Annotated in this window: 21 protein-coding genes; 12 read left to right on the plus strand and 9 right to left on the minus strand. The window is 64.2% G+C overall.

What is annotated here, in order from left to right; all coding sequences use genetic code 11:
* The first annotated feature begins 196 nt into the window (after positions 1–196).
* Positions 197–655, plus strand: coding sequence for a recombination regulator RecX (recX, locus tag Cte04_RS06530; RefSeq protein ID WP_066474188.1), 459 nt, complete (start codon positions 197–199; stop codon positions 653–655).
* A gap of 142 nt (positions 656–797) precedes the next feature.
* Here the strand turns inward: recX and Cte04_RS06535 are convergent, their stop codons facing one another.
* Together Cte04_RS06535 and argC are read right to left on the minus strand one after the other, a co-directional pair.
* Positions 798–2,141 carry an MFS transporter gene (locus Cte04_RS06535; RefSeq protein ID WP_066474190.1) on the minus strand — a complete coding sequence of 448 codons (1,344 nt, stop codon included), beginning with the start codon at positions 2,139–2,141 and terminating at the stop codon, positions 798–800.
* Positions 2,142–2,440: 299 nt separating this feature from the next.
* The gene (gene argC, locus Cte04_RS06540) at positions 2,441–3,373 is read right to left on the minus strand and encodes an N-acetyl-gamma-glutamyl-phosphate reductase (protein WP_066474193.1); all 933 of its coding nucleotides are present in this window, start codon (positions 3,371–3,373) and stop codon (positions 2,441–2,443) included.
* Between the two features lie 525 nt (positions 3,374–3,898).
* Here argC and sucC point away from each other — a divergent pair.
* The 7 genes from sucC to Cte04_RS06575 all read left to right on the plus strand — a co-directional run bounded on the left by sucC (position 3,899) and on the right by Cte04_RS06575 (position 10,688).
* Entirely contained in the window at positions 3,899–5,059 is a 1,161-nt protein-coding gene (sucC, locus tag Cte04_RS06545) for an ADP-forming succinate--CoA ligase subunit beta (RefSeq protein ID WP_066474196.1), read from the plus strand.
* A gap of 17 nt (positions 5,060–5,076) precedes the next feature.
* Positions 5,077–5,970 (plus strand): succinate--CoA ligase subunit alpha, encoded by an 894-nt coding sequence (gene sucD / locus Cte04_RS06550; RefSeq protein ID WP_066474198.1) that lies wholly within the window; start codon positions 5,077–5,079, stop codon positions 5,968–5,970.
* A 152-nt stretch (positions 5,971–6,122) separates the two neighbouring features.
* Positions 6,123–6,815, plus strand: a complete 693-nt coding sequence (locus tag Cte04_RS06555) for a TerC family protein (protein WP_066474199.1) — start codon at positions 6,123–6,125, stop codon at positions 6,813–6,815.
* 314 nt (positions 6,816–7,129) lie between these two features.
* The gene (locus tag Cte04_RS06560) at positions 7,130–7,822 is read left to right on the plus strand and encodes a TerC family protein (protein ID WP_066475342.1); all 693 of its coding nucleotides are present in this window, start codon (positions 7,130–7,132) and stop codon (positions 7,820–7,822) included.
* Between the two features lie 280 nt (positions 7,823–8,102).
* Positions 8,103–8,855, plus strand: a complete 753-nt coding sequence (locus Cte04_RS06565; protein ID WP_066475344.1) for a Stp1/IreP family PP2C-type Ser/Thr phosphatase — start codon at positions 8,103–8,105, stop codon at positions 8,853–8,855.
* Positions 8,856–9,095: 240 nt separating this feature from the next.
* Positions 9,096–9,818, plus strand: coding sequence for an FHA domain-containing protein (locus Cte04_RS06570; protein ID WP_066474201.1), 723 nt, complete (start codon positions 9,096–9,098; stop codon positions 9,816–9,818).
* 297 nt (positions 9,819–10,115) lie between these two features.
* Positions 10,116–10,688 (plus strand): pilin, encoded by a 573-nt coding sequence (locus Cte04_RS06575; protein ID WP_083526540.1) that lies wholly within the window; start codon positions 10,116–10,118, stop codon positions 10,686–10,688.
* 334 nt (positions 10,689–11,022) lie between these two features.
* Here Cte04_RS06575 and moaC read toward each other — a convergent pair whose 3' ends face one another.
* A complete protein-coding gene (gene moaC, locus Cte04_RS06580) occupies positions 11,023–11,499 on the minus strand; it encodes a cyclic pyranopterin monophosphate synthase MoaC (RefSeq protein ID WP_066474202.1) in 477 nt (158 codons plus the stop codon).
* A 22-nt stretch (positions 11,500–11,521) separates the two neighbouring features.
* Positions 11,522–11,731, minus strand: a complete 210-nt coding sequence (locus tag Cte04_RS21865; protein WP_217997573.1) for a hypothetical protein — start codon at positions 11,729–11,731, stop codon at positions 11,522–11,524.
* Here Cte04_RS21865 and Cte04_RS06585 point away from each other — a divergent pair.
* Positions 11,670–13,334, plus strand: coding sequence for a M48 family metalloprotease (locus tag Cte04_RS06585; RefSeq protein ID WP_066474204.1), 1,665 nt, complete (start codon positions 11,670–11,672; stop codon positions 13,332–13,334). The two genes, Cte04_RS21865 and Cte04_RS06585, sit on opposite strands and share 62 nt — an antisense overlap.
* Here the strand turns inward: Cte04_RS06585 and Cte04_RS06590 are convergent.
* From Cte04_RS06590 to Cte04_RS06600, 3 genes are all read right to left on the minus strand, one after another.
* The gene (locus Cte04_RS06590) at positions 13,296–13,643 is read right to left on the minus strand and encodes a phage holin family protein (RefSeq protein ID WP_066474213.1); all 348 of its coding nucleotides are present in this window, start codon (positions 13,641–13,643) and stop codon (positions 13,296–13,298) included. The two genes, Cte04_RS06585 and Cte04_RS06590, sit on opposite strands and share 39 nt — an antisense overlap.
* Positions 13,644–13,821: 178 nt before the next feature.
* The gene (locus Cte04_RS06595) at positions 13,822–14,295 is read right to left on the minus strand and encodes a universal stress protein (protein WP_066474217.1); all 474 of its coding nucleotides are present in this window, start codon (positions 14,293–14,295) and stop codon (positions 13,822–13,824) included.
* A gap of 123 nt (positions 14,296–14,418) precedes the next feature.
* On the minus strand, positions 14,419–15,183 hold the full coding sequence (locus Cte04_RS06600) for a TerC family protein (RefSeq protein ID WP_066474220.1): 765 nt from the start codon (positions 15,181–15,183) through the stop codon (positions 14,419–14,421).
* 526 nt (positions 15,184–15,709) lie between these two features.
* On the opposite strand from Cte04_RS06600, the gene Cte04_RS06605 reads away from it, so the two are divergent.
* Both Cte04_RS06605 and Cte04_RS06610 read left to right on the plus strand, forming a co-directional pair.
* On the plus strand, positions 15,710–16,129 hold the full coding sequence (locus Cte04_RS06605) for a DUF3717 domain-containing protein (RefSeq protein ID WP_066474223.1): 420 nt from the start codon (positions 15,710–15,712) through the stop codon (positions 16,127–16,129).
* Between the two features lie 400 nt (positions 16,130–16,529).
* Positions 16,530–17,252: a hypothetical protein gene (locus Cte04_RS06610; RefSeq protein WP_066474226.1), complete on the plus strand. Its 723-nt coding sequence runs from the start codon at positions 16,530–16,532 to the stop codon at positions 17,250–17,252.
* A 3-nt stretch (positions 17,253–17,255) separates the two neighbouring features.
* On the opposite strand, the gene Cte04_RS06615 is transcribed toward Cte04_RS06610, so the two are convergent.
* The gene (locus Cte04_RS06615) at positions 17,256–17,816 is read right to left on the minus strand and encodes a YaeQ family protein (RefSeq protein ID WP_066474230.1); all 561 of its coding nucleotides are present in this window, start codon (positions 17,814–17,816) and stop codon (positions 17,256–17,258) included.
* A gap of 128 nt (positions 17,817–17,944) precedes the next feature.
* Positions 17,945–19,324, minus strand: coding sequence for an adenylosuccinate lyase (purB, locus tag Cte04_RS06620; RefSeq protein WP_066475345.1), 1,380 nt, complete (start codon positions 19,322–19,324; stop codon positions 17,945–17,947).
* A 227-nt stretch (positions 19,325–19,551) separates the two neighbouring features.
* Between purB and Cte04_RS06625 the strand changes: the two genes are divergently transcribed.
* Positions 19,552–20,169 (plus strand): glutathione S-transferase family protein, encoded by a 618-nt coding sequence (locus tag Cte04_RS06625; protein WP_066474233.1) that lies wholly within the window; start codon positions 19,552–19,554, stop codon positions 20,167–20,169.
* The last annotated feature ends 17 nt before the right edge of the window (positions 20,170–20,186 follow it).

Raw genomic sequence — 20,186 nt, forward strand, 5'->3', positions numbered from 1 at the left:
CTTCCCCTCTCTTCGGGCGGGGGACGGCATCCTCGCTGCGGGGCCGCCCGGGGCCTTGCCTGATGCCTCTGGCTCGGTGCACGCCAGCATGCGGGCTGGGGCCACGGACCAAAGAGTTAGCCATCTTTGCGCAGGCAACCCCTGCGCATTTTTTATTGCCGCCGGACACTTCAACCTTCAGGGAGACCTTTCGCACATGAGCTTTGCCAAGCTTTCACTCAAGGGCCGCGCCCTCAAGCTGCTGGCCCAGCGCGAGCATTCGCGCCTGGAACTGCAGCGCAAGCTGGCTGCGCATGTGGAAGAAGGCGAGGACCTGGACGCCATCCTCGACGCGCTGGAGCAGCGCGGCTTCATCAGCGAGGAGCGGGTGGTGGAATCGGTGATCCACAGCAAGGCCGGCCGCTACGGCACGGCCCGGCTGGTGCAGGAGCTGCGCAGCAAGGGCCTGGACGACGAGACCGTGCGCGCGGCCGGCGAGCAGTTGCGCGAAACCGAGCTGCAGCGCGCGCGCGAGCTGTGGCGCAAGCGCTTCGGCACGCCGCCGGCCACGCCGCAGGAGCATCTCAAGCAGATGCGCTTTCTGGCCTCGCGCGGCTTCGGCGCTGATATCGCGAGCAAGGTCGTCAAGGGCCGTGGCCTGGAGGAAGACGAATAGGCTCTCCGGCGCCCTCTTCCCAAGACCCTGGCGCCGGCAGCCGGGCACTCCTGAAAGAAGAGCTGCTTGCGCATGAGTAGCCTTTGATTCAATACACTTTTCCCTTCAATCAAAGAACCGGCAAGCGCAGGCAGCTATCAATTCAGCGTGCCGCCTGGCTGCCGCGCCCCACGAACAGCAGCACCAGGATGGCGGCACAGAACTCCACCGCGGCAATGATGAGCAGTCCGGGCGCATACGAGCCGCTGCCGGTCTGCAGCAGGCCCAGCAGCTGGGGCGAGAAATAGCCCGCCAGATTCGCCACGGAGTTGATCACCGCCAGGCCCACCACCAGCGCGGTGGCCGACAGGAAGCGGCTCGGGATCTGCCAGTACACGGGAATCGAGCCCATGGTCCCCAGCGAGGACAGCGCCAGCGACGCCACCACGCCGGCCACGCTGCCCTGCCTGAGGAACAGCGCCGTCAGCAGCAGGCCGATGGCGCCCAGCGCGGCGGCGGCCGCCGTATGCCAGCGCACCTCCTTTCGGCGGTCGGACAGCCAGCCGTTGCCTACCATGCCCAGCCAGCCGAAGGCATAGATGCCGGCCATGACCCAGCCCAGCGCCTTCAGGTCGGTCACGCCCACGGACTTGACGATGCTGGGCCCGTAGAACACCAGCGTCGCATTGCCGGCCACGATGCAGAAGAAGATGAGGATCAGCATCAGCACGCGCGGATTGCGCATGGAAGCCCAGAAGCTGTGCTCGCGCTCGCCCAGCGCCTGCTCTTCCGCCCGCAGCTCTTCGCGCACATGCTGCTTCTCGCGGTCGCTGAGCCAGCGCGCCTGGGCCGGGGTGTCGCTGAGCAGGAAGTAGGCGGCAATGCCGGCGATCACCGAGGGAATGCCTTCGACGATGAACAGCCACTGCCAGCCCGCATGATTGCCCATGCCGTGCAGGGCCTCCATCAGGTAGGCGGCGATCGGGCTGCCCAGCATCAGCGACAGCGCCGAGGCCGAGACAAAGAACGCCAGCGCCTTGCCGCGCCGGTGCGCGGGCAGCCAGTAGGTCAGGTACAGGATCACGCCGGGCTGCAGGCCGGCCTCGAAGGCACCCATCAGAAAGCGCAGCACGTAGAACTGCAGCGGCGTCTGCACCCAGGCCATGAGAATGCCCGTCACGCCCCAGCCGATGGTGATGCGCATGATGGTCTTCTTGGCGCCGAACCTGTGCAGCAGCAGGTTGCTGGGCACCTCGAACAGGAAGTAGCCGATGAAGAAGATGCCGGCGCCCGCGCCGTAGACGGCGTCGGACCACTGCAGGTCGCTCATCATGGTGAGCTTGGCAAAGCCCACGTTGACGCGGTCGATCCAGGCCAGGAACCAGACCAGGGTCAGGAACGGAATCAGCCGCCAGATGAGGCGGCCGAAGGTCACGTCGCGCTCCTGGACGGAGCTGGCATCGGCCGCCTGCTGCGGCGGCTTTGCGGGGGTGGTGATGGCAGACATGGAACGCCTCGCTTTCGTGCAACAGAGGCCGGGATCGCAGCGAGGGTGCGGAGCCGCGGCGGCCTCCGTCCCAGGGGCGCAACGGCCGGCCACACAGGTAAGGCGGACTATAGGAAAGCCTGGCGCAGGCCAGGGCCGGGACTTGTCCGTCTGGACAAGGCAGGATTTTTAGTTTTCAAAAACCAAACAATAAGAAAAATAAATTTCACATCACCCGCAAACCTCCCGCCGCGCGCCGAAAGCAGGCAAGAAAAAACGGCCGCCAGGGCCGTTTTCGGGGATGGGGCAGAGACTGCGGCTTACAGGCCCAGCATGATCTGCAGGTTCTGCACCGCGGCGCCGCTGGCGCCCTTGCCCAGATTGTCCAGGCGGGCGATGAGCACGGCCTGGCGGTAGCTTTCGTTGGCGAACACGCGCAGCTCCAGCTTGTTGGTGTCGGCCAGTGTATCGGCGGCCAGCTTGCCGTCTTCGGTCGGCGCCAGCACGCTGACCCAGCGGGCCGGCGTGTTGGTCCTGTCGTAATGGCTGGCCAGCGCATCGTGCAGGTCGGCGGCCCTGGGTGCGCCGGGCAGCAGGTCCAGATGCAGCGGCAGCTGCACCAGCATGCCCTGGCGGAAATTGCCCACGGCGGGCACGAACACGGGGCGGCGCGTCATGCCGGTGTAGTGCAGGATCTCGGGAATGTGCTTGTGCGACAGGCCCAGCGCATAGGCTTCGTAAGGTGCGGCCTGGCCGGCCTCGTAGGCCTCGATCATGGTGCGGCCGCCGCCCGAATAGCCGGAGACCGAAGGCAGGCTCACGGGATAGTCGGCCGGGATCAGGCCCGCGGCCACCAGCGGATGCAGCAGCGCGATGGCGCCCGTGGCGTAGCAGCCGGGGTTGGCCACGCGGGTGGCGGACCGGATCGCCTCCAGCTGGCCGGCGCGCAGCTCCGGGAAGCCGTAGACCCAGCCCGGCGCCACGCGGTGGGCAGTGGAGGCGTCGATGATCTTGATGGCGCGGCCCGTCTCGGCCGTGATGGCATCCACCATGGCCACGGTCTCGCGCGCGGCATCGTCGTGCAGGCAGAGGATGACCAGGTCCACGCCGGCGATCAGTGCTCGCTTGGCCGCCGGGTCCTTGCGCAGCTCGGGCGCAATGCTCACCAGCTCCACGCCAGCAAAGTTGACCAGACGCTCGCGGATCTGCAGACCTGTGGTTCCTGCTTCACCGTCGATAAAGACTTTTGCCATTGCTCTTCTCTCCTGCACCGGCTCGCGCATTGCATTCCTTGTATGCCGCGGCCTGCGGCACCATTGCCGCGTTTAGCTCTTTATTGTCGTTTAAACCGCCGGCGGATGCGGAAATTGGCGCTGAAACCACGCCGCGCCGACAAAGCCCGGCGGCTTTCGTCCTGACTGCGGCCGGACTGCTTCCTTTTTTGACCCCGGGCATGGCCGGGCCATGGTCGGCCGACAGTTTGTCGGATGGCTGACAAAACTCTGGAAAAACCCTGCAGCTTATATATAAGACATAAGAGAAAGGCGGGTGAAAAGATATCGCCCGGATATCATTTCCTCAACGATATCAAGGCATTGCGGGCTGCCCGGCGCTTCTGTAAAGAAGTGCCACATTGTGGATTTTGCGCATGGTGGGCCGTCGTTTTGCGCGGTGCAACATGGTACATTTCCGAGTGCCATGTCATACGAACCCGGTGGTTGCCAGACGCAGTGTCCACGGCACACGGGCATTTCCCCTCAGTTCAGAGAGACAAAGTCATGAAGATTCATGAGTACCAAGGCAAGGAAATCTTGCGTCAATTTGGTGTGCCAGTTCCCCGTGGCATCCCGGCATTCACCGTTCAGGAAGCCGTGGAAGCAGCCCAGAAGCTGGGCGGCCCCGTGTGGGTTGTCAAGGCCCAGATCCACGCCGGCGGCCGCGGCAAGGGCGGCGGCGTGAAGGTGGCCAAGAGCATCGACGATGTGAAGGCCCTGTCCGAGCAGATCCTGGGCATGCAGCTGGTGACCCACCAGACCGGTCCCGAAGGCCAGAAGGTCCGTCGCCTGTACATCGAGGACGGCGCCGACATCCAGAAGGAATACTACCTGTCCGCCGTGACCGACCGCGCCACGCAGAAGGTGGCCTTCATCGCTTCGAGCGAAGGCGGCATGGACATCGAGGAAGTGGCGCACTCCACCCCCGAAAAGATCGTGACCGTGATGGTCGACCCCCTGCAGGGCTTCACCCAGGCCAACGGCGAAGAGCTGGCCAAGGGCATCGGCATGCCTGCCGATTCCGTCGCGCAATTCATCGACGTGTGCACCAAGATCTACAAGTGCTACATGGACACCGATGCCTCGCTGGTGGAAATCAACCCCCTGAACCGCGACTCCAAGGGCAACATCATCGCCCTGGACGCCAAGTTCAACTTCGACTCCAACGCCCTGTTCCGCCACCCCGAGATCGTGGCCCTGCGCGACCTGGACGAAGAGGATCCCGCTGAAATCGAGGCTTCCAAGTTCGACCTGGCCTACATCAGCCTGGACGGCAACATCGGCTGCCTGGTCAACGGCGCCGGCCTGGCCATGGCCACCATGGACACCATCAAGCTGTTCGGCGGCGAACCCGCCAACTTCCTGGACGTGGGCGGCGGCGCCACTCCCGAGAAGGTCACCGAAGCCTTCAAGATCATGCTCAAGAACCCCAAGGTCAAGGGCATTCTGGTCAACATCTTCGGCGGCATCATGAAGTGCGACACCATCGCCACCGGCGTGATCACCGCCTGCAAGGCCGTGAACCTGTCCGTGCCGCTGGTCGTGCGCATGAAGGGCACCAACGAAGAACTGGGCAAGAAGATGCTGGCCGAATCCGGCCTGCCCATCATCAGCGCCGACACCATGGCCGAAGCCGCCACCAAGATCGTCGAAGCCGTCAAGTAAGGCCCGGAGAACAGAACATGTCTATCTATATCAATAAAGACACTCGCGTCATCACCCAAGGCATCACCGGCAAGACGGGCCAGTTCCACACCGAGAAGTGCATCGAGTACGCGAACGGCAAGAACTGCTTCGTGGCCGGCGTGAACCCCAAGAAGGCCGGCGAAAAGATCTTCGACGTGCCGATCTACGCCTCCGTCAAGGAAGCCGCCAAGGACACCGGCGCCACCGTTTCCGTGATCTACGTGCCGCCCGCAGGCGCTGCCGCCGCGATCTGGGAAGCCGTGGAAGCCGACCTGGACCTGGCCATCTGCATTACCGAAGGCATTCCCGTGCGCGACATGCTGGAAGTGCGCAACAAGATGAAGGCCAAGGAAGCCGCCGGCGGCAAGAAGACGCTGCTGCTGGGCCCCAACTGCCCCGGCCTGATCACGCCTGACGAGATCAAGATCGGCATCATGCCCGGCCACATCCACAAGAAGGGCCGCGTGGGCGTGGTGTCCCGTTCCGGCACGCTGACCTACGAAGCCGTGGCGCAGCTGACCGAACTGGGCATCGGCCAGTCCTCCGCTGTCGGCATCGGCGGCGACCCGATCAACGGCCTCAAGCACATCGACGTGATGAAGGCCTTCAACGACGATCCCGACACCGACGCCGTGATCATGATCGGCGAAATCGGCGGTCCCGACGAAGCCGAAGCCGCCCGCTGGTGCAAGGAACACATGAAGAAGCCCGTGGTCGGCTTCATCGCCGGCGTGACGGCCCCTCCCGGCAAGCGCATGGGCCACGCAGGCGCGCTGATCTCCGGCGGCGCCGACACGGCCGATGCCAAGCTGGCCATCATGGAAGAGTGCGGCTTCACCATCACCCGCAATCCTTCCGAAATGGGCCGCCTGCTCAAGGGCCTGCTGTAAAAGCGAGCATCAAGGGTGCGTGAAACTGTGAGCACTTACGCAGTTTCACGAACAGATACAGGCAGGTATAGCCACTAAACTGCCGTCACCCAATAAAAGATCAGCGCCATGGGTATCCCATGGCGCTTTTCCATTCATAACGCGGAGTGACCATGGAATTTCTCAGCAGCGCCGACTTCTGGATCGGCCTCGTCAAGATTATCTGGATCAACATCATCCTGTCGGGAGACAACGCCGTGGTGATCGCGCTGGCCGCACGATCGCTGCCGCCCGAGCAGCAGAAGAAGGCCGTCATGTTCGGTTCGGGCGCGGCCGTCGTGCTGCGGATCGTGCTGACCGTGGTCGCAGCCAAGCTGCTGGAGCTGTCCTTCCTGCAGATCGTGGGCGGCTGCCTGCTGCTGTGGATCGGCTACCAGCTGCTGACCGGCGACGAGGACGGCGAAGGCGAATCCAAGGGCACCAGCTCCATGATGGCTGCCGTGCGCACCATCCTGATCGCCGACCTGGTGATGAGCCTGGACAACGTGATCGCCGTGGCCGCCACCGCCCAGGGCAACATGGTCCTGCTGATCCTGGGCCTGGCCATCAGCATCCCGCTGGTGATCTTCGGCTCCACGCTGATGATCAAGCTCATGGAGCGCTTCCCCGTCATCGTCACGCTGGGTGCCGCCCTGATCGGCTGGGTCGGCGGCGAGACCATCATGAACGACAAGGTGCTGCACGGCTTTGTGGAAAACGCCCCCTGGCTGCACTATGTGGCCGCCGCGGCCGGCGCCATCCTGGTCGTGGGCCTGGGCAAGTTCATGCAGGCCCGCAAGCCGCAGGAAGAAGCCAGCGCGGCCTGAACGCGGCCCGACCCGGCAGCGGCCGATGCGGCTGCCGGCCCCTGAAAACGCACTGCACCGGCAGTGCGTTTTTCATTGGGCCTGCGCCAAGCCGGCCTGCACCAAGCCGGCATGTGCCGGGCGGTACACCGCGCACCGCGCTCCTGCAAGCCCGCGGCGCATGTCCATGACGCCAGCAGCAATAGTGCCCCGCGCCACGGCGCGGCAGATGACTAAACTGGACCGTCATCGACCCAGGCGGCAATGCCGCTTCTCTTGCGCGCTGCACGGCGCATCCTGGCGGAAACATGCACCTGGGCAAAGGAAGCCTGCCCATGGAAGCCCTGCTTGCCGCCGATTTCTGGATCGGCCTGTTCAAGATCGTCTGGATCAACATCATCCTCTCGGGCGACAACGCCGTGGTGATTGCGCTGGCGGCGCGCGGCCTGTCGGCGCACCAGCAGAGAAAGGCCATCGTGTTCGGCTCCGGCGCCGCCGTCGTGCTGCGCATCGCACTCACGGTGGTCGCCGCGCGGCTCATGCAGCTGCCCTTTGTCGAGATCATCGGCGGCCTGTTGCTGCTGTGGATCGGCGTTGGCCTGCTGCGCGAGGACGACAGCGCCGATGACGCAGACCGCCAGACGGCCCGAACCGGCATGATGGCCGCCATACGCACCATCCTGCTGGCCGATCTGGTCATGAGCCTGGACAACGTGATCGCCGTGGCCGCAGCGGCCCGCGGCGACATGCTGCTGCTGATCCTGGGACTGGCCATCAGCATTCCGCTGGTGGTCTTCGGCTCCACGCTGATGATCAGGCTCATGGACCGCTTTCCCGTCATCGTCACGCTGGGCGCGGCCCTGATCGGCTGGGTGGCCGGGGAAACCATCACCGGCGATGCCGTGCTGGCGGCGCTTGCCGAAGCCACGCCCTGGATCCACTATGCGGCGGCGGCCACCGGCGCGCTGCTGGTGGTAGTGACCGGCAAGGCCTTGCAGGCCCGGGCCAACCGCAGCGCAGCGGCATGACGAATGGAGAGATAAGCTCCCGAAAAATGAGCTACTTGTGCCTGCTGCCTCTCAAGAACAGGCTCTAACATTCCCATACCCAATGAGCAGCAAGCGCTGCCCGCTCCTGATTTCATACCGCTTGCGTAACGGGCACCCTCCCCGGCCTTTTCATGGAAGCACCGCCATGCCAAGATCAGGAGCCGGCTCCCGGTCTCGCCGCCTCTTGCGCCACCCTCCCATGCTGCCCCCGTCGCCCCTGCCGCGCTCCACATCCACCGCCGTCCGGCCCGCCGTGCACATGGTGGCGCGGACCGACACGGGGCTGCAGCGCAGCAACAACGAGGATGCCGTCGCCATCCACCCGGATGCCAGGCCCTGGCCCGTCGCCGTGCTGGCCGACGGCATGGGCGGCTACAGCGCCGGCGAAATCGCCAGCGCCATGGCGGTGAAACTGGTGCCCGCCGCCTTGCAGGATGCTCCGGCTGCGCCCGCTCATCTGGAAACGGCGCTGCGCAATGCGCTGCAGCTGGCCAATGCCGCCATTTTTTCCGCGGCCAGCAGCACGCCCGGCTGCCGCGGCATGGCCACCACCGTGGTCGCGGCCGCCGTGCTGCCTAAGGAAGTGGTTTTCGCCCATCTCGGCGATTCGCGGGCCTACGGCTGGCGCCAGGGCGCGCTGACCCGTATCACCCATGACCATTCGCTGGTGCAGCGGGAAATCGATGCCGGCCATATCCGCGAGCAGGACGCCCGCAGCTCCGGCCTGAGCCACTTGGTCACGCGCGCGCTGGGCGTGGGCCACGAGGTCGAGCCCGACATCAGCCGCTGGCCGCTGCAGGCCGGCGACCGCATCATGCTGTGCTCCGACGGCGTGACCGACATGCTGAGCGACGAAGAAATCGGGAAACTGTTCGCCGAGCAAGCTCCGCTGCCCATCCTCCTGACCGCTCTGGTGCAGGCCGCCAATGCAGCGGGCGGCAAGGACAATATCGGCGTCATCCTGATGGAGTCGACAGCCGTTGAAGCAGGACACTCACTGAAGGCGCCATAGCGCATCAGCGACCACCGGTCTCTTTTCCCGCAGGACGGCAGACGGATGCGGCAGCAGAACATGGCAAGGCCTGATGAACAGGCCGGAAACCGGCACTGCCGAACACGCGCCACTCCAGCGCAGCGCCTGGCGTTGGGAAGCTTTGTAGAATCTCCGCCCGGCTCTGCCCTGGTTTCAAACAGTTACGATAATGGCAATGACCAAGGCCAGCCCTTGGCCCAAGACAGGAGCTTTTTCAGCATGCCCACTCTGGTCATTTCTATCGACGGTGCTGTGATCAAGGAGGTCCAGCTCACCAAGGAACGCACCACCCTGGGCCGCCGACCGTACAACGACATCGTGATCGACAACCTCGCCGTCAGCGGCGAGCATGCCGTGCTGACCATGGCGAACGGCCTGGTCACCATCGAAGACCTGCGCAGCACCAATGGCACCCATGTCAACGGCAACGCCATCGAGCGTTGCACGCTCAAGAATGGCGACCTGCTGGATGTGGGCCGCTACAAGATCCGATTCCTGGACGACGAGGCGGACAAACCGTCCAGGCGCCAGGGTCTGACCGCCACGCTCAAGACCATGGCGGCCACGGCTGGCGAAACCCGCGGGCTGGGCAGCAAGCTCAGCAGCCCCTCGGGCTTTGGCGAAGTGTCCAGCTTCTCCTCCACGCTGCAGGGAGGTCCTGCACTTCCCACCCAGCGCCGCGCCACCATCCGCATGCTCACCGGCGGCCTGGCCGGCCAGGAAGTCGCGCTCTACAAAGTGGTCACCACCCTGGGCAAGCCCGGCGTGGCCATTGCCTCCATCACACAAAAGCCCCATGGCTTTGTGCTCACCCACATTGAAGGCGAAAGCACCGCCCTCAAGCTCAACGGCCAGAATGTAGGCCCGCTGCCCGTGCCTTTGCTGCACGGCGATATGGTGGAACTGGCCGGCACGCAGATGCAGTTTGTGGTGGGGGAATGACGCTCGACGTCGCCCCTACCCTCGACTCTGACATCCAACAGCTGCAGTCAAACCCGAGGACAGCGTACAGCCAGCATCAACAGCACACTCCTGGCCGGAACTGCAGCCTTTCGCGTCACAAGAAACGCCATTCAAACTGACAAAAACGTCACTACCCATGTATCCACATGCCAAAAAATGTTCTTAATTGTGTTTTAGATACACAAAGACACATTTGATGCGCTTGAACACGGCTTGTAGCACTTGGCACGGCAGTTGCTTACATCCACTGCGTCATTTACAACCGAGGGAGTAAACATGAAGCGTTCCATCCAAAAGGGTTTCACCCTGATCGAACTGATGATCGTCGTGGCGATCATCGGTATTCTGGCTGCCGTGGCTTTGCCAGCCTACCAAGACTACACCGTCCGCGCACGCATAACTGAAGGTTTAAGTTTGGCTGGCGCAGCCAAGACTGCGGTATCGGAAACAGTTGCAAACACCGCCACAGGCAAGGTATCCGCTTATTCGGGTTCTGGCGCACAAACCGTTACCGCTGGTGAGGCGACATATGGTTATGAGTACACTGCAGGAACCAATGTAGATAGCATTGCTATTTCAGGCATCGCCGACATTGCAGCACCTGCAGCCAAGGAAGGTGTAATTACTGTGCAATTCACATCTACTTCCGCCGCGGGAGCTGCAATGGCTAAGGCTAAGGCTGGTGCTAACTTGCTGTATTTGATCCCTGGCTCTGGAACTGTTGGCAATAGCGCTACTCCCGCGAATCCCGTGACACAAGGCACACCTGTTGTCTGGGGCTGCGGTGTCAAGGATGCAGCAGTTTTCAAGTATGTACCTGCGAACTGCCGCTTTGTTTACGCACCTTAATAACCATTTGGTCGTAAGGTAAAAACAAAAAGGGAGGCTACATGCATCCCTTTTTGTATTCTCAAATCATAAGTCATTCGGCTGATGACCTAAAGCCCCAAATGCCCGAAACCGCTCTTTGCAAGCCTTTGTCGCCCGCTACCCCACAACGATGGGGCCCGTGACCGAGATACTGCGAGCTCGAAGCGTGGGCATAGCAGATGCTCTGTTTTTACCAGTACAGCATAAGCAGGACTGGACCGCAGTGCTGGATTCCTCTGCGCATATTCTCGGATTTGTACCTGGGGATGGCTTTGAAGTGCCTGCCGACCCAAAATAAGCGCTTAAAAATGAGTCAAGCCGCCACCCAATTCCCCGACTTTCCCCCCCGCTTCTCCAACACTCTCACCCCCCCCATCACCATCCCCTTGTCCACCGCCTTGCACATATCGTAGATAGTCAATAGGCCGACCTGCACGGCGGTCAGGGCCTCCATCTCCACGCCGGTCTGGCCCTTCAGCTCCACGGTGGCGGTGCAGAGGATGGAGCTGGATTCGGGCTGGAGTTCAAAGTCCACGGCCACACGGGTCAGGGCCAGCGGGTGGCACAGCGGGATCAGGTCGCTGGTCTTCTTGGCCGCCATGATGGCGGCGATGCGGGCCACGCCCAGCACGTCGCCCTTCTTGGACGTGCCGCTTTGCACGATGGCCAGGGTTTCAGGTTGCATGGTGATGCGGCCTTCGGCGATGGCGATGCGGTGGGTGGCAGGCTTGGCGCCGACGTCCACCATATGGGCCTGGCCCTGGGCGTCGAAATGGGTCAAGGAAGACATGGCTGGTTTTCTCGCAAGATCGTCACCGCTTGCTGCCAAAGCGAAAAATGCATGGTGGGCAAGCAGCAGGAAGAATGTAAAAGCCGGCCAGGGCGGGAATCTTCCGGCCCTGCCAGGCAACCAAGGCATGATAGCCGTGACTCTTCCCAGCCGATGCATCCGTGACCGCCATGCCATTTTTCACAAGAAAACAGCATAGAACCCTTGCTGCCAGAGCGCTGGCAGCTTCCATTGCGATAGCGCTGCAGTGCACCGCGCCGCCGGTGCTGTCCCAGGGATTGCCCACACTGGGCGATGGCGCCTCGTCCATCACCACCGGGGAAGAGCGCCGGCTGGGCGACCAGATCGCCAAGGAGCTGTACCGCGATCCAGACTATCTGGACGATCCGGTACTGCAGGAATATGTGGAGGGCATCTGGCTGCATCTGCAGGACGCGGCGCGCAAGCGCGGCGAGCTGTCGCCCGAGCTCGAGGAACGCTTTGCCTGGACGCTGCTGCTGGGCAAGGACCGCCAGGTCAATGCGTTTGCCCTGCCCGGCGGCTATATGGGCGTATACCTGGGCCTGATCGGCGTGGTCGGCAGCGGGGACGAGCTGGCTTCGGTGCTGGCCCACGAAACCAGCCACATCACCCAGCGCCATATCGCGCGGCTGATGGCGCAGCAGGGAAGGCAGACCCCGCTGATGCTGGCCTCGATGATTCTCGGCGCGCTGGCGGCCACGCGCAGCCCCGATGCGGCGATGGCGCTGATGACCGGAGGGTCGGCGCTGGCCGTGCAGAACCAGCTCAATTTCTCGCGCGCCATGGAAAGCGAAGCCGACCGCATGGGCTACAGCCTGATGGCGCCGGCCGGCTTTTCGCCCCAGGGCTTTGTGAGCATGTTCGGCAAGCTCGAGCAGGCCAGCCGCCTCAACGACAACGGCAGCTGGCCCTATCTGCGCAGCCACCCGCTGACCACCCAGCGGATTGCCGACATGGATTCCCGCATCCCGCCCGGCAGGCGCGCGGCAGGGCCGGCCCCCACGCTGGAGCACATGATGATGGCTGCGCGGGCGCGCGTGCTGTCCAACTATGGCGTGGAAGTGCTGCGCCAATGGGAGACGCTGCCGCGCTCGGGCAGTTTTGCCACGCTGCCGCTGGCCGACCAGGTGGGCCAGCTATACGCCGCCACGCTGAGCGCCATACAGCTGCAGGACTGGAAGATTGCGCGCGAGACCCTGCAACACCTGCTCAGTGCCACGGCCGGCAATGCCGAGGCCCGGCTGCAGGCCCAATGGCTGCACGCGGAGCTGGAATTCAAGGCCGGCAATGCCCAGGCTGCGCTGGCAGCGCTGCCCCAGGCCCAGGCGCCGGCTGCGCAGAAGCCGCCCAGAGCCACGGCTGGCGGCAATCTGGCCGGGCCGCGTGAGGCCGGGGCGCGCGAGGCCGGGCCCAGCCTGTCCACCGTCAACGTGGTCGAGCATGTGGCGCCGCGCCGGCCCGAGATGCTGTTGCGCAGCGAGATCCTGCTCAGGCTCAATCAGGCCGACTCCATGGCCGGCACGCTGCAGACCTGGGTGACCGACCATCCGCAGGACGCCACGAGCTGGCAGACGCTGGCACGCGTGTGGCGGGCACAGGGGCAGGAAGTGCGCGCCCTGCGCGCCGAGGCCGAAGCGCAGGTGGCGCACTACGACTATGCGGCCGCCGTGGACCGCTTCAAGGCGGCGCAGGACCTGACGCGGCGCAGCGGCGCCAAGGCCGACTACTTCGAGGCCTCCATCATCGACACGCGCCTGCGTGCCGTGCAGGAGCTGCTACGGGAACAGACGCGAGACAAGAGCATCAACAAATAGGCCCAGCACCGAATAGATCAGCGCGCCCAGCATGGCCGCGCCAAAGCCGGTGACGTGAAAGCCCCCCAGGATGCCCGAGGCCAGCCAGAACATCAGCCCGTTGACCACGAACAGAAACAGGCCCACCGTGATGATGGTCACCGGCAGGGTGAGCACCACCAGCACCGGCCGCAGCACCGCGTTGAGCAGCCCGATGACCAGGGCCGCGATCATGGCCGAGCCGAAGCTATGAACCTGCACGCCGCTATAGAGATAGGCCACCAGCAGCAGGGCGACGGCGCTGAGCAGCCATTTGATGATGATCTTCATGGGGCCAGCATAGCAGCGTCCGGCCTGCACGGCATGTCCCCGCGCAGCCTCGTCGGATGCAGCAACTGCCTGCATACGTAGGGCGGACTGCCGATTCCCAGGGGCGGCCCGGCAGCAATAAAAAGGCCTTGTGCGGCATGCCGCACAAGGCCCGAGACAAGGCGCCAGCGCGCAGGCTTCAGAACGAGAGCGAGTCGTCGATCACAAAGCCCATGAGCGCGCCCAGCGCGGCCAGCGTGCCGGGCAGGTTCCAGCGGCGGCCCATGGAAGCGCCCTGGGCGGCCGGCTTGGCGGGAGCAGCCTGCGGCGCTTCCTGCTTGGGCCGGCGTGCATCGATGATCTGCGCCGCGCCATGCTGCTGCTGCAGCTCGGCCACCAGTTCGGCCAGCGGGCCCTTGGCCAGCACGGGCGTGACCTTGGCACCGCATTCCTGCATCACGGGCAGCACGGAGGCGAACAGCTTGTCGGCCCACTTGCCGCGCCAGTTCTCGCGTGCACGGTGGCTCACCCACTTGCTCACCCGGTGCGTCATGCGCGGAGCGCAAGCCACCAGCAGCCAATGAGAAGAAGCCGCCTGGCTTGATCCCGCAAGGGCTTGAAGCATGGGCATGGCGTATGCGGCGTCATCCACGTAAACAATGATGGGGTTCAAAATCTGTCCTTGTTGGAGCCTGGTTGAAGGAGATGGTCCCCGGGGACCATCGCCCCTATTGTGAGGCGTGTGAAGCGGGTGCCCGGCCGGCACCCCTTCACATGTCTCAGGTTTTGCCGCGGATCAGCTCTGCTCGCTGGGCGCAGGCACGGCGCGGCGGTTGGCCACGAGCTTGCCGATGCCCAGCACCAGCAGCGCGCCGGCGATATGGGCAGCCCAGTACAGCGTGGTGGAGATTTCCGCTAGGCCCTGTGCGTCGGTCGTGCCCAGCTTGGGCACCCACAGCCACTTGTCGGTGTTCACGAAGACCGGGTCGGTCACCAGCATGCCGCCGGCAATCCAGCCCAGCAGCATGCCGCCGGCCACGATGATGACGGGGAAGCGCTCCATGAGCTTGATCACCAGCTGCGAGCCCCAGACGATGATGGGAATCGAGATAAGCAGGCCCAGCACCACCAGCAGCAGCTGGTGCTCGCCCGAGCTCTGGGCGGCACCGGCAATGGCGATCACGTTGTCCACCGACATCACCAGATCGGCCACGATGATGGTCTTGATCGCGGCCAGCAGCTTGTCGCTGCCCTGGATGTTGTCGTGTCCGTCCTCGTCGGGGGCAATCAGCTTGATGCCGATCCAGACCAGCAGCAGCGCACCCACCACCTTCAGCAGCGGCAGCTGCAGCAGCGTCATCGCAAAGACGATCAGGACCACGCGCAGCACGATGGCGCCGGCAGTGCCGTAGATGATGCCTTTTCTGCGCTGCTCCGCGGGCAGCTTGCGGCAGGCCAGCGCGATCACGACCGCGTTGTCGCCGCCGAGCAGGATGTCGATGATGATGATTTGTCCCAGCGCTATCCAGAACGGGGCATGGGTGAGAAAGTCCAGATCCATTGATGTTTCCTCGTTGTCGAATGCCGCCAAAAAGCAAGCACATCCTGGACAGTTGCCGGCATTTGCTTGTTCTTGGCACCAAAAGACCGATGCGACCAAGCCGAAGCGTCTGCCCGAGCGAGGAAAACCTGGCTGGAGGGAAGCCACCTTGATCGACCGTCATCGGGTCCATCAAAGGTCTTGCTCGATTGCAGCGCGACTGCAACCCGAATGGCCGGAAGCCGAGGCTTCGTATTGACGACCGATTCGCCGCCGGTGCCCGCACCGCTGTGCAGCGGCAGTGACCGGAAAAGAGCTACTCCCCTTCGAAGCTGCGGATTTCAACACAGCCCCCGCAGCATGACAAGCCGCAAAACCCGGCTTGCTCACAGGTTTTATATAGCGAAAAACGCATGCAACGACCGCTCACATTGCGTTAGGCGCTCCGCATTCAATAGCAACCTTGCCGGTTTCGGCACTGCTTTTCATGGTGGGGCAAGGCCCGGCACGAGGACTTATGATCCCAGTCCCGAATTGCCGTGCATCCATGACCGCCCTCCACATCACCGATATCGAAGCTGCCATCAATTACTGGCGTGACCGTGCACCATCGCCCGATGGCGTGCTGCTGTCCGCCGAGGTGCGGGCGCTGGCCGAGGTGTATGCGCTGATGATCCATGCCCGGGCCCAGGAAGTGAGCACCCAGGGCTTTCCCGCGCATGCCATGGCGGCCTGGCTGGCCTGGTACGACACCACGCCCGACACGCCCTGCATTGCCATCTGCTCCACCAGCCAGGGGGACGAGAAATGCAAGGGCTGTGGCCGCAGCTTCGATGAGGTCCAGCTGTGGACAGCCATGGAGCCGGCGGAAAAGCGTGCCGTTTGGCGCAGGATCACGGCAGAAGGAGACTCCTGGCGCTTTACCCGCTATGCCGAGCGGGCCATGGAAAAGCGCAGCGGCACCTAGCTCGCCATTTCGCACTGCGGCAGTGCGATGTTGTGTTGCGCCTAAGATGGCCCGGTTGTCCACTGCCTTCGGGCCATCGCCTGCCGCCTTCCATGCCCGCCTCCCTCTCGCAAGCCTGCCCTTTCTGGCCCGCCACGGCGGCCCGGCTGCGCGAGCGTGACGCCGCCAGGCTCAATATCGGCCCCCGCCAGGCAGCACGGCCCTGAGGCGTCGCCCTGAGCGGAACCGGGCGGCGCAGCATTCCAGGCAGACGCACAGCAGCCTTGCACAGGGCTCTCCACCGCTGACCGCCAGGCCTTACCGCATCCTCGCAGCCCGCCGCCGGCGGGCCGTCCCACGGAGCCGCCCCGGCTCATCAGGGCAGAGCCGCGCCTTGGCCGCTCTGCGACGGAGCACATGCATGACAACAATGGCCGTCCCGGGCGCGATGCCGGGCAGTCCCCTGAATGCGAGCTTGAGCACCGCCCTGGATTGGCTCAAATCCGGCTGGCGCAGCCGCATCGACAGTCGCCGGCCGCTGGCCGATCCCGTGACCGAGCTGCGCATCGACGTGATGCAGCCCCTGGTCGATGGCGAGCTGGAAGCCATCTACGACTGCATCTACCAGCCGGGCAGCAAGCTCCACGGCCTGCAGCGGCGGCCGCTGCACGATCCGCAGTTCTGCCTGCACTGGCGCGAAGCCGACGGCGAGTGGTATGCCTATGTGGAGGATCTGGACCGGCGCAGGCTGGCCGGCTACACCGTGTTCAACCGCCTCGTCGAGGTGGACAGGCGCACGGACCGGCATGTGCGCTCGCCCCACTCGCGCTTTGCGCCGCATTACCAGCGCCGCGGGCTGGCCAGCGCGGTCTACCGCAGCGTGCTGGATGCGGGCACCTGCCTGCTCAGCGGCGCGCGCCAGTCGCCCGGCGCACACGGGCTTTGGAACCATCTGGCGCGCGGCTACGAAAGCCACTATGTCGGCATTGCCGAAACCAAGCGCCTGCAATACCTGGGCCGTGAGGCGCCGCCGGCCTGCGTGCTCGACCGGCTGGCCACGCGCCGCCTGCTGCTGGGACGGGACCGGCCGCTGCAGGACTTTGCCAGCGGGGTGAAGATGGAACTTGCGCCAGGGCAGGCCTGAAGCTCACTTCCAGCGCACAGGCTCCACGAACACCGTGCCCAGCGGGCTGGACAGCGTGAGCTGGCCTTCCTGGATCGTGGCCTGCAGCTGCATGCTGCGCTCGGCCAGGCCACCCAGTTGCTGGGCAATCCCTGAATCGATGTAAAGCACTTCCAGCTTGTCCTGGCGGTTGACCTTGCCCTCGATGCCTTTCCACCAGACGTGGGCCGCATGGTTGAAGGGGTAGACCAGCACATGGTCGGACTTGTTGCAGGCCTTGGTGATGGGCTTTTCCTCGGGCTGGCCGACTTCGATCCACAGGCGCTTGGCACCGGTGAAGTCGGTGATGTGCACGTCCGGATCGTCGGGGTCGGACAGGCCCACGCCAAAGCCCAGCGTGCCGTCGCCGTTGCACAGGTCCTGCAACTGGTGGGCATTGAGCGCCAGGGCCACGAGCCGCACCATCATGCGCTCATCGGTCTCGCTGGGGTGGCGCGCCAGGGTCAGGTTGTGGTCGGCGTAGTAGTTGTGGTCGATGTCGGCGATCGACAGATTGGCTTTGAAGATGGTGGACTTGATGGCCATGGGGGTGCTGCCCGCAGGCAGTCCAGAAGAAGGATTCAAAAACAAGAGCTGCCAGCACCAATCAGCATTGGCTTTGGCAGCTCTTGAATACTGAAACGCTTGAATATCAAGCGCAAACAGCTATCGTTTTATACGCGCTTGGCCAATTGGGCGGCCTTGCCGATGTACGAAGCCGGCGTCATGGCCAGCAGGCGTTCCTTGTCGGCCTGGGGAATTTCCAGGCCGTCGATCAGGCGGTGCAGGTCTTCGGCCAGCACGGTCTTGCCGCGCGTGACTTCCTTGAGTTTTTCGTAGGCGCCCTGCACGCCATAGCGGCGCATCACGGTCTGGATGGGCTCGGCCAGCACTTCCCAGGCGTTGTCCAGGTCCTCGGCCAGGCGCTCTTCGTTGAGTTCCAGCTTGTTCAGGCCGGTCATCAGCGAGGAATAGGCCAGCACGGCATAGCCCATGGCCACGCCGATGTTGCGCAGCACGGTGGAGTCGGTCAGGTCGCGCTGCCAGCGGCTGATGGGCAGCTTCTCGGCCAGGTGCTTGAGCAGGGCGTTGGCCAGGCCCAGATTGCCTTCGGCGTTCTCGAAGTCGATGGGGTTGACCTTGTGCGGCATGGTGGAGGAGCCGATCTCGCCGGCCTTCAGGCGCTGCTTGAAGTAGCCCAGCGACACATAGCCCCAGATATCGCGCGACAGGTCGATCAGGATGGTGTTGGCGCGGGCGATGGCATCGAACAGCTCGGCCATGTAGTCGTGCGGCTCGATCTGGATGGAGTACGGCTGGAAGGTGATGCCCAGGCCCTTGGGCTCGGCGGACTCCACCACATTTTGGCTGAAGGCTTCCCAGTCGAATCCGGGCCAGGCCGACAGGTGGGCGTTGTAGTTGCCCACGGCGCCGTTCATCTTGCCCAGGATCTTCACGCCGGAGATGTTGGCGGCTGCCTTTTGCAGGCGCACCACCACGTTGGCGATTTCCTTGCCCACGGTGGTGGGCGAAGCCGTCTGGCCGTGCGTGCGGCTGAGCATGGGCACGTCGGCGTACTGGTGGGCCATCTCGCGCAGCTTGGCGATGATGCCCTGCACGGCCGGCAGCAGCACGGTGTCGCGGCCCGCGCGCAGTTGCAGGGCATGGCTGGTGTTGTTGATGTCCTCGCTCGTGCAGGCAAAGTGCACGAATTCGGCGGCCTTCTGCAGCTCGACGCGGCCGTCGAACTTGGACTTGATCCAGTACTCCACGGCCTTCACGTCGTGGTTGGTGGTCTTTTCGATGGCCTTGATGGCGTCGGCATCGGCTTCGGAGAAATTGGCCACCAAAGCGTGCAGATAGTCGCGCGATTCGGCGGACAAGGCAGGGAATTCGGCAAAGCCGGCATCCGACAGGGCGATGAACCAGGTCACCTCCACCTGGACACGGCGGTGCATGTAGCCGTATTCGCTCATGATGGGGCGCAGGGCAGACAACTTGGCGGCGTAGCGGCCGTCCAGCGGGGAGATGGCGGTGAGGGAGGACAGGTTCATGGTGGCGCAATTGTAGGTGCGCCGCATCAGCTGCGTGGGCCGCCGGGTTGCTTGCAGCCGTTGCAAGTCATTTACCTGACGTTCCTGCACAATCCCGGGGTACAGGCGCCAGCTGTACCAGCATTGATGACAAATGCCGCCGCGGGCGGTGCCGGCGAACCCCATGTCCAACGCATAGAATCGGTGCGCCGGCCCCTGCCGGTGACCTGTGTCACGGAACAGCATCTATGAAACTGATCGGCTCCACCTCCAGCGCCTATGTACGCAAAGTCCGCGTCGTGCTGGCAGAAAAGAAGCTGGACTATCAATTCATCGAGGAGAACCCCTGGGAGGCCGATCGCGCCCCCGGCACCGGCAATCCGCTGGGCAAGGTACCGCGCCTGATCATGGAAGGCACGGAAGCCATCTTTGATTCACGCGTCATCGTCGAATACCTGGACACGCTGTCGCCAGTCGGCAAGCTGATTCCCGGCACGGGCCGCGAGCGTGCCGAGGTCAAGACCTGGGAAGCGCTGGCCGACGGCCTGCTGGATGCCGGCGCCCTGGCTCGCCTGGAAGCCACCTGGCCCGGCCGCGAGGACGGGCAGCGCTCGCAGGCCTGGATAGACCGGCAGATGGGCAAGATCCGGGCCGCGCTCAAGGTGATGTCCCAAGGCCTGGGCGACAAGCCCTTCTGCTGCGGCGGCACCCATCTCACGCTGGCCGACATCAGCGTCTGCTGCGCCCTGGCCTGGCTGGATTTCCGCTTCCCCGAGCTGGACTGGCGTGCCGAGCACCCCAATCTGGCGGCCCTGCTGGCCAAGATCGGCGCACGCCCCAGCTTTACCGCCACCGAGCCCCGCTAGGCCACCGCAGGCCATTG

It is taken from the genome of Comamonas terrae (genome assembly GCF_001544075.1).
Taxonomy (GTDB): Bacteria; Pseudomonadota; Gammaproteobacteria; order Burkholderiales; family Burkholderiaceae_C; genus Comamonas; species Comamonas terrae.

Bases quoted from the DNA above. Each gene is read 5' to 3' on its own strand.
- Cte04_RS06565 (WP_066475344.1), top strand. From the start codon at position 8,103: ATGGTGGCGCGGACCGACACGGGGCTGCAGCGCAGCAACAACGAGGAT.
- sucD (WP_066474198.1), top strand. From the start codon at position 5,077: ATGTCTATCTATATCAATAAAGACACTCGCGTCATCACCCAAGGCATC.
- argC (WP_066474193.1), bottom strand. From the start codon at position 3,373: ATGGCAAAAGTCTTTATCGACGGTGAAGCAGGAACCACAGGTCTGCAG.
- sucC (WP_066474196.1), top strand. From the start codon at position 3,899: ATGAAGATTCATGAGTACCAAGGCAAGGAAATCTTGCGTCAATTTGGT.
- Cte04_RS06555 (WP_066474199.1), top strand. From the start codon at position 6,123: ATGGAATTTCTCAGCAGCGCCGACTTCTGGATCGGCCTCGTCAAGATT.
- Cte04_RS06610 (WP_066474226.1), top strand. From the start codon at position 16,530: ATGACAACAATGGCCGTCCCGGGCGCGATGCCGGGCAGTCCCCTGAAT.
- recX (WP_066474188.1), top strand. From the start codon at position 197: ATGAGCTTTGCCAAGCTTTCACTCAAGGGCCGCGCCCTCAAGCTGCTG.
- Cte04_RS06585 (WP_066474204.1), top strand. From the start codon at position 11,670: ATGCCATTTTTCACAAGAAAACAGCATAGAACCCTTGCTGCCAGAGCG.
- moaC (WP_066474202.1), bottom strand. From the start codon at position 11,499: ATGTCTTCCTTGACCCATTTCGACGCCCAGGGCCAGGCCCATATGGTG.
- Cte04_RS06570 (WP_066474201.1), top strand. From the start codon at position 9,096: ATGCCCACTCTGGTCATTTCTATCGACGGTGCTGTGATCAAGGAGGTC.
- Cte04_RS21865 (WP_217997573.1), bottom strand. From the start codon at position 11,731: ATGGAAGCTGCCAGCGCTCTGGCAGCAAGGGTTCTATGCTGTTTTCTT.
- Cte04_RS06605 (WP_066474223.1), top strand. From the start codon at position 15,710: ATGACCGCCCTCCACATCACCGATATCGAAGCTGCCATCAATTACTGG.
- Cte04_RS06590 (WP_066474213.1), bottom strand. From the start codon at position 13,643: ATGAAGATCATCATCAAATGGCTGCTCAGCGCCGTCGCCCTGCTGCTG.
- Cte04_RS06615 (WP_066474230.1), bottom strand. From the start codon at position 17,816: ATGGCCATCAAGTCCACCATCTTCAAAGCCAATCTGTCGATCGCCGAC.
- Cte04_RS06625 (WP_066474233.1), top strand. From the start codon at position 19,552: ATGAAACTGATCGGCTCCACCTCCAGCGCCTATGTACGCAAAGTCCGC.
- Cte04_RS06535 (WP_066474190.1), bottom strand. From the start codon at position 2,141: ATGTCTGCCATCACCACCCCCGCAAAGCCGCCGCAGCAGGCGGCCGAT.
- Cte04_RS06575 (WP_083526540.1), top strand. From the start codon at position 10,116: ATGAAGCGTTCCATCCAAAAGGGTTTCACCCTGATCGAACTGATGATC.
- Cte04_RS06600 (WP_066474220.1), bottom strand. From the start codon at position 15,183: ATGGATCTGGACTTTCTCACCCATGCCCCGTTCTGGATAGCGCTGGGA.
- Cte04_RS06560 (WP_066475342.1), top strand. From the start codon at position 7,130: ATGGAAGCCCTGCTTGCCGCCGATTTCTGGATCGGCCTGTTCAAGATC.
- purB (WP_066475345.1), bottom strand. From the start codon at position 19,324: ATGAACCTGTCCTCCCTCACCGCCATCTCCCCGCTGGACGGCCGCTAC.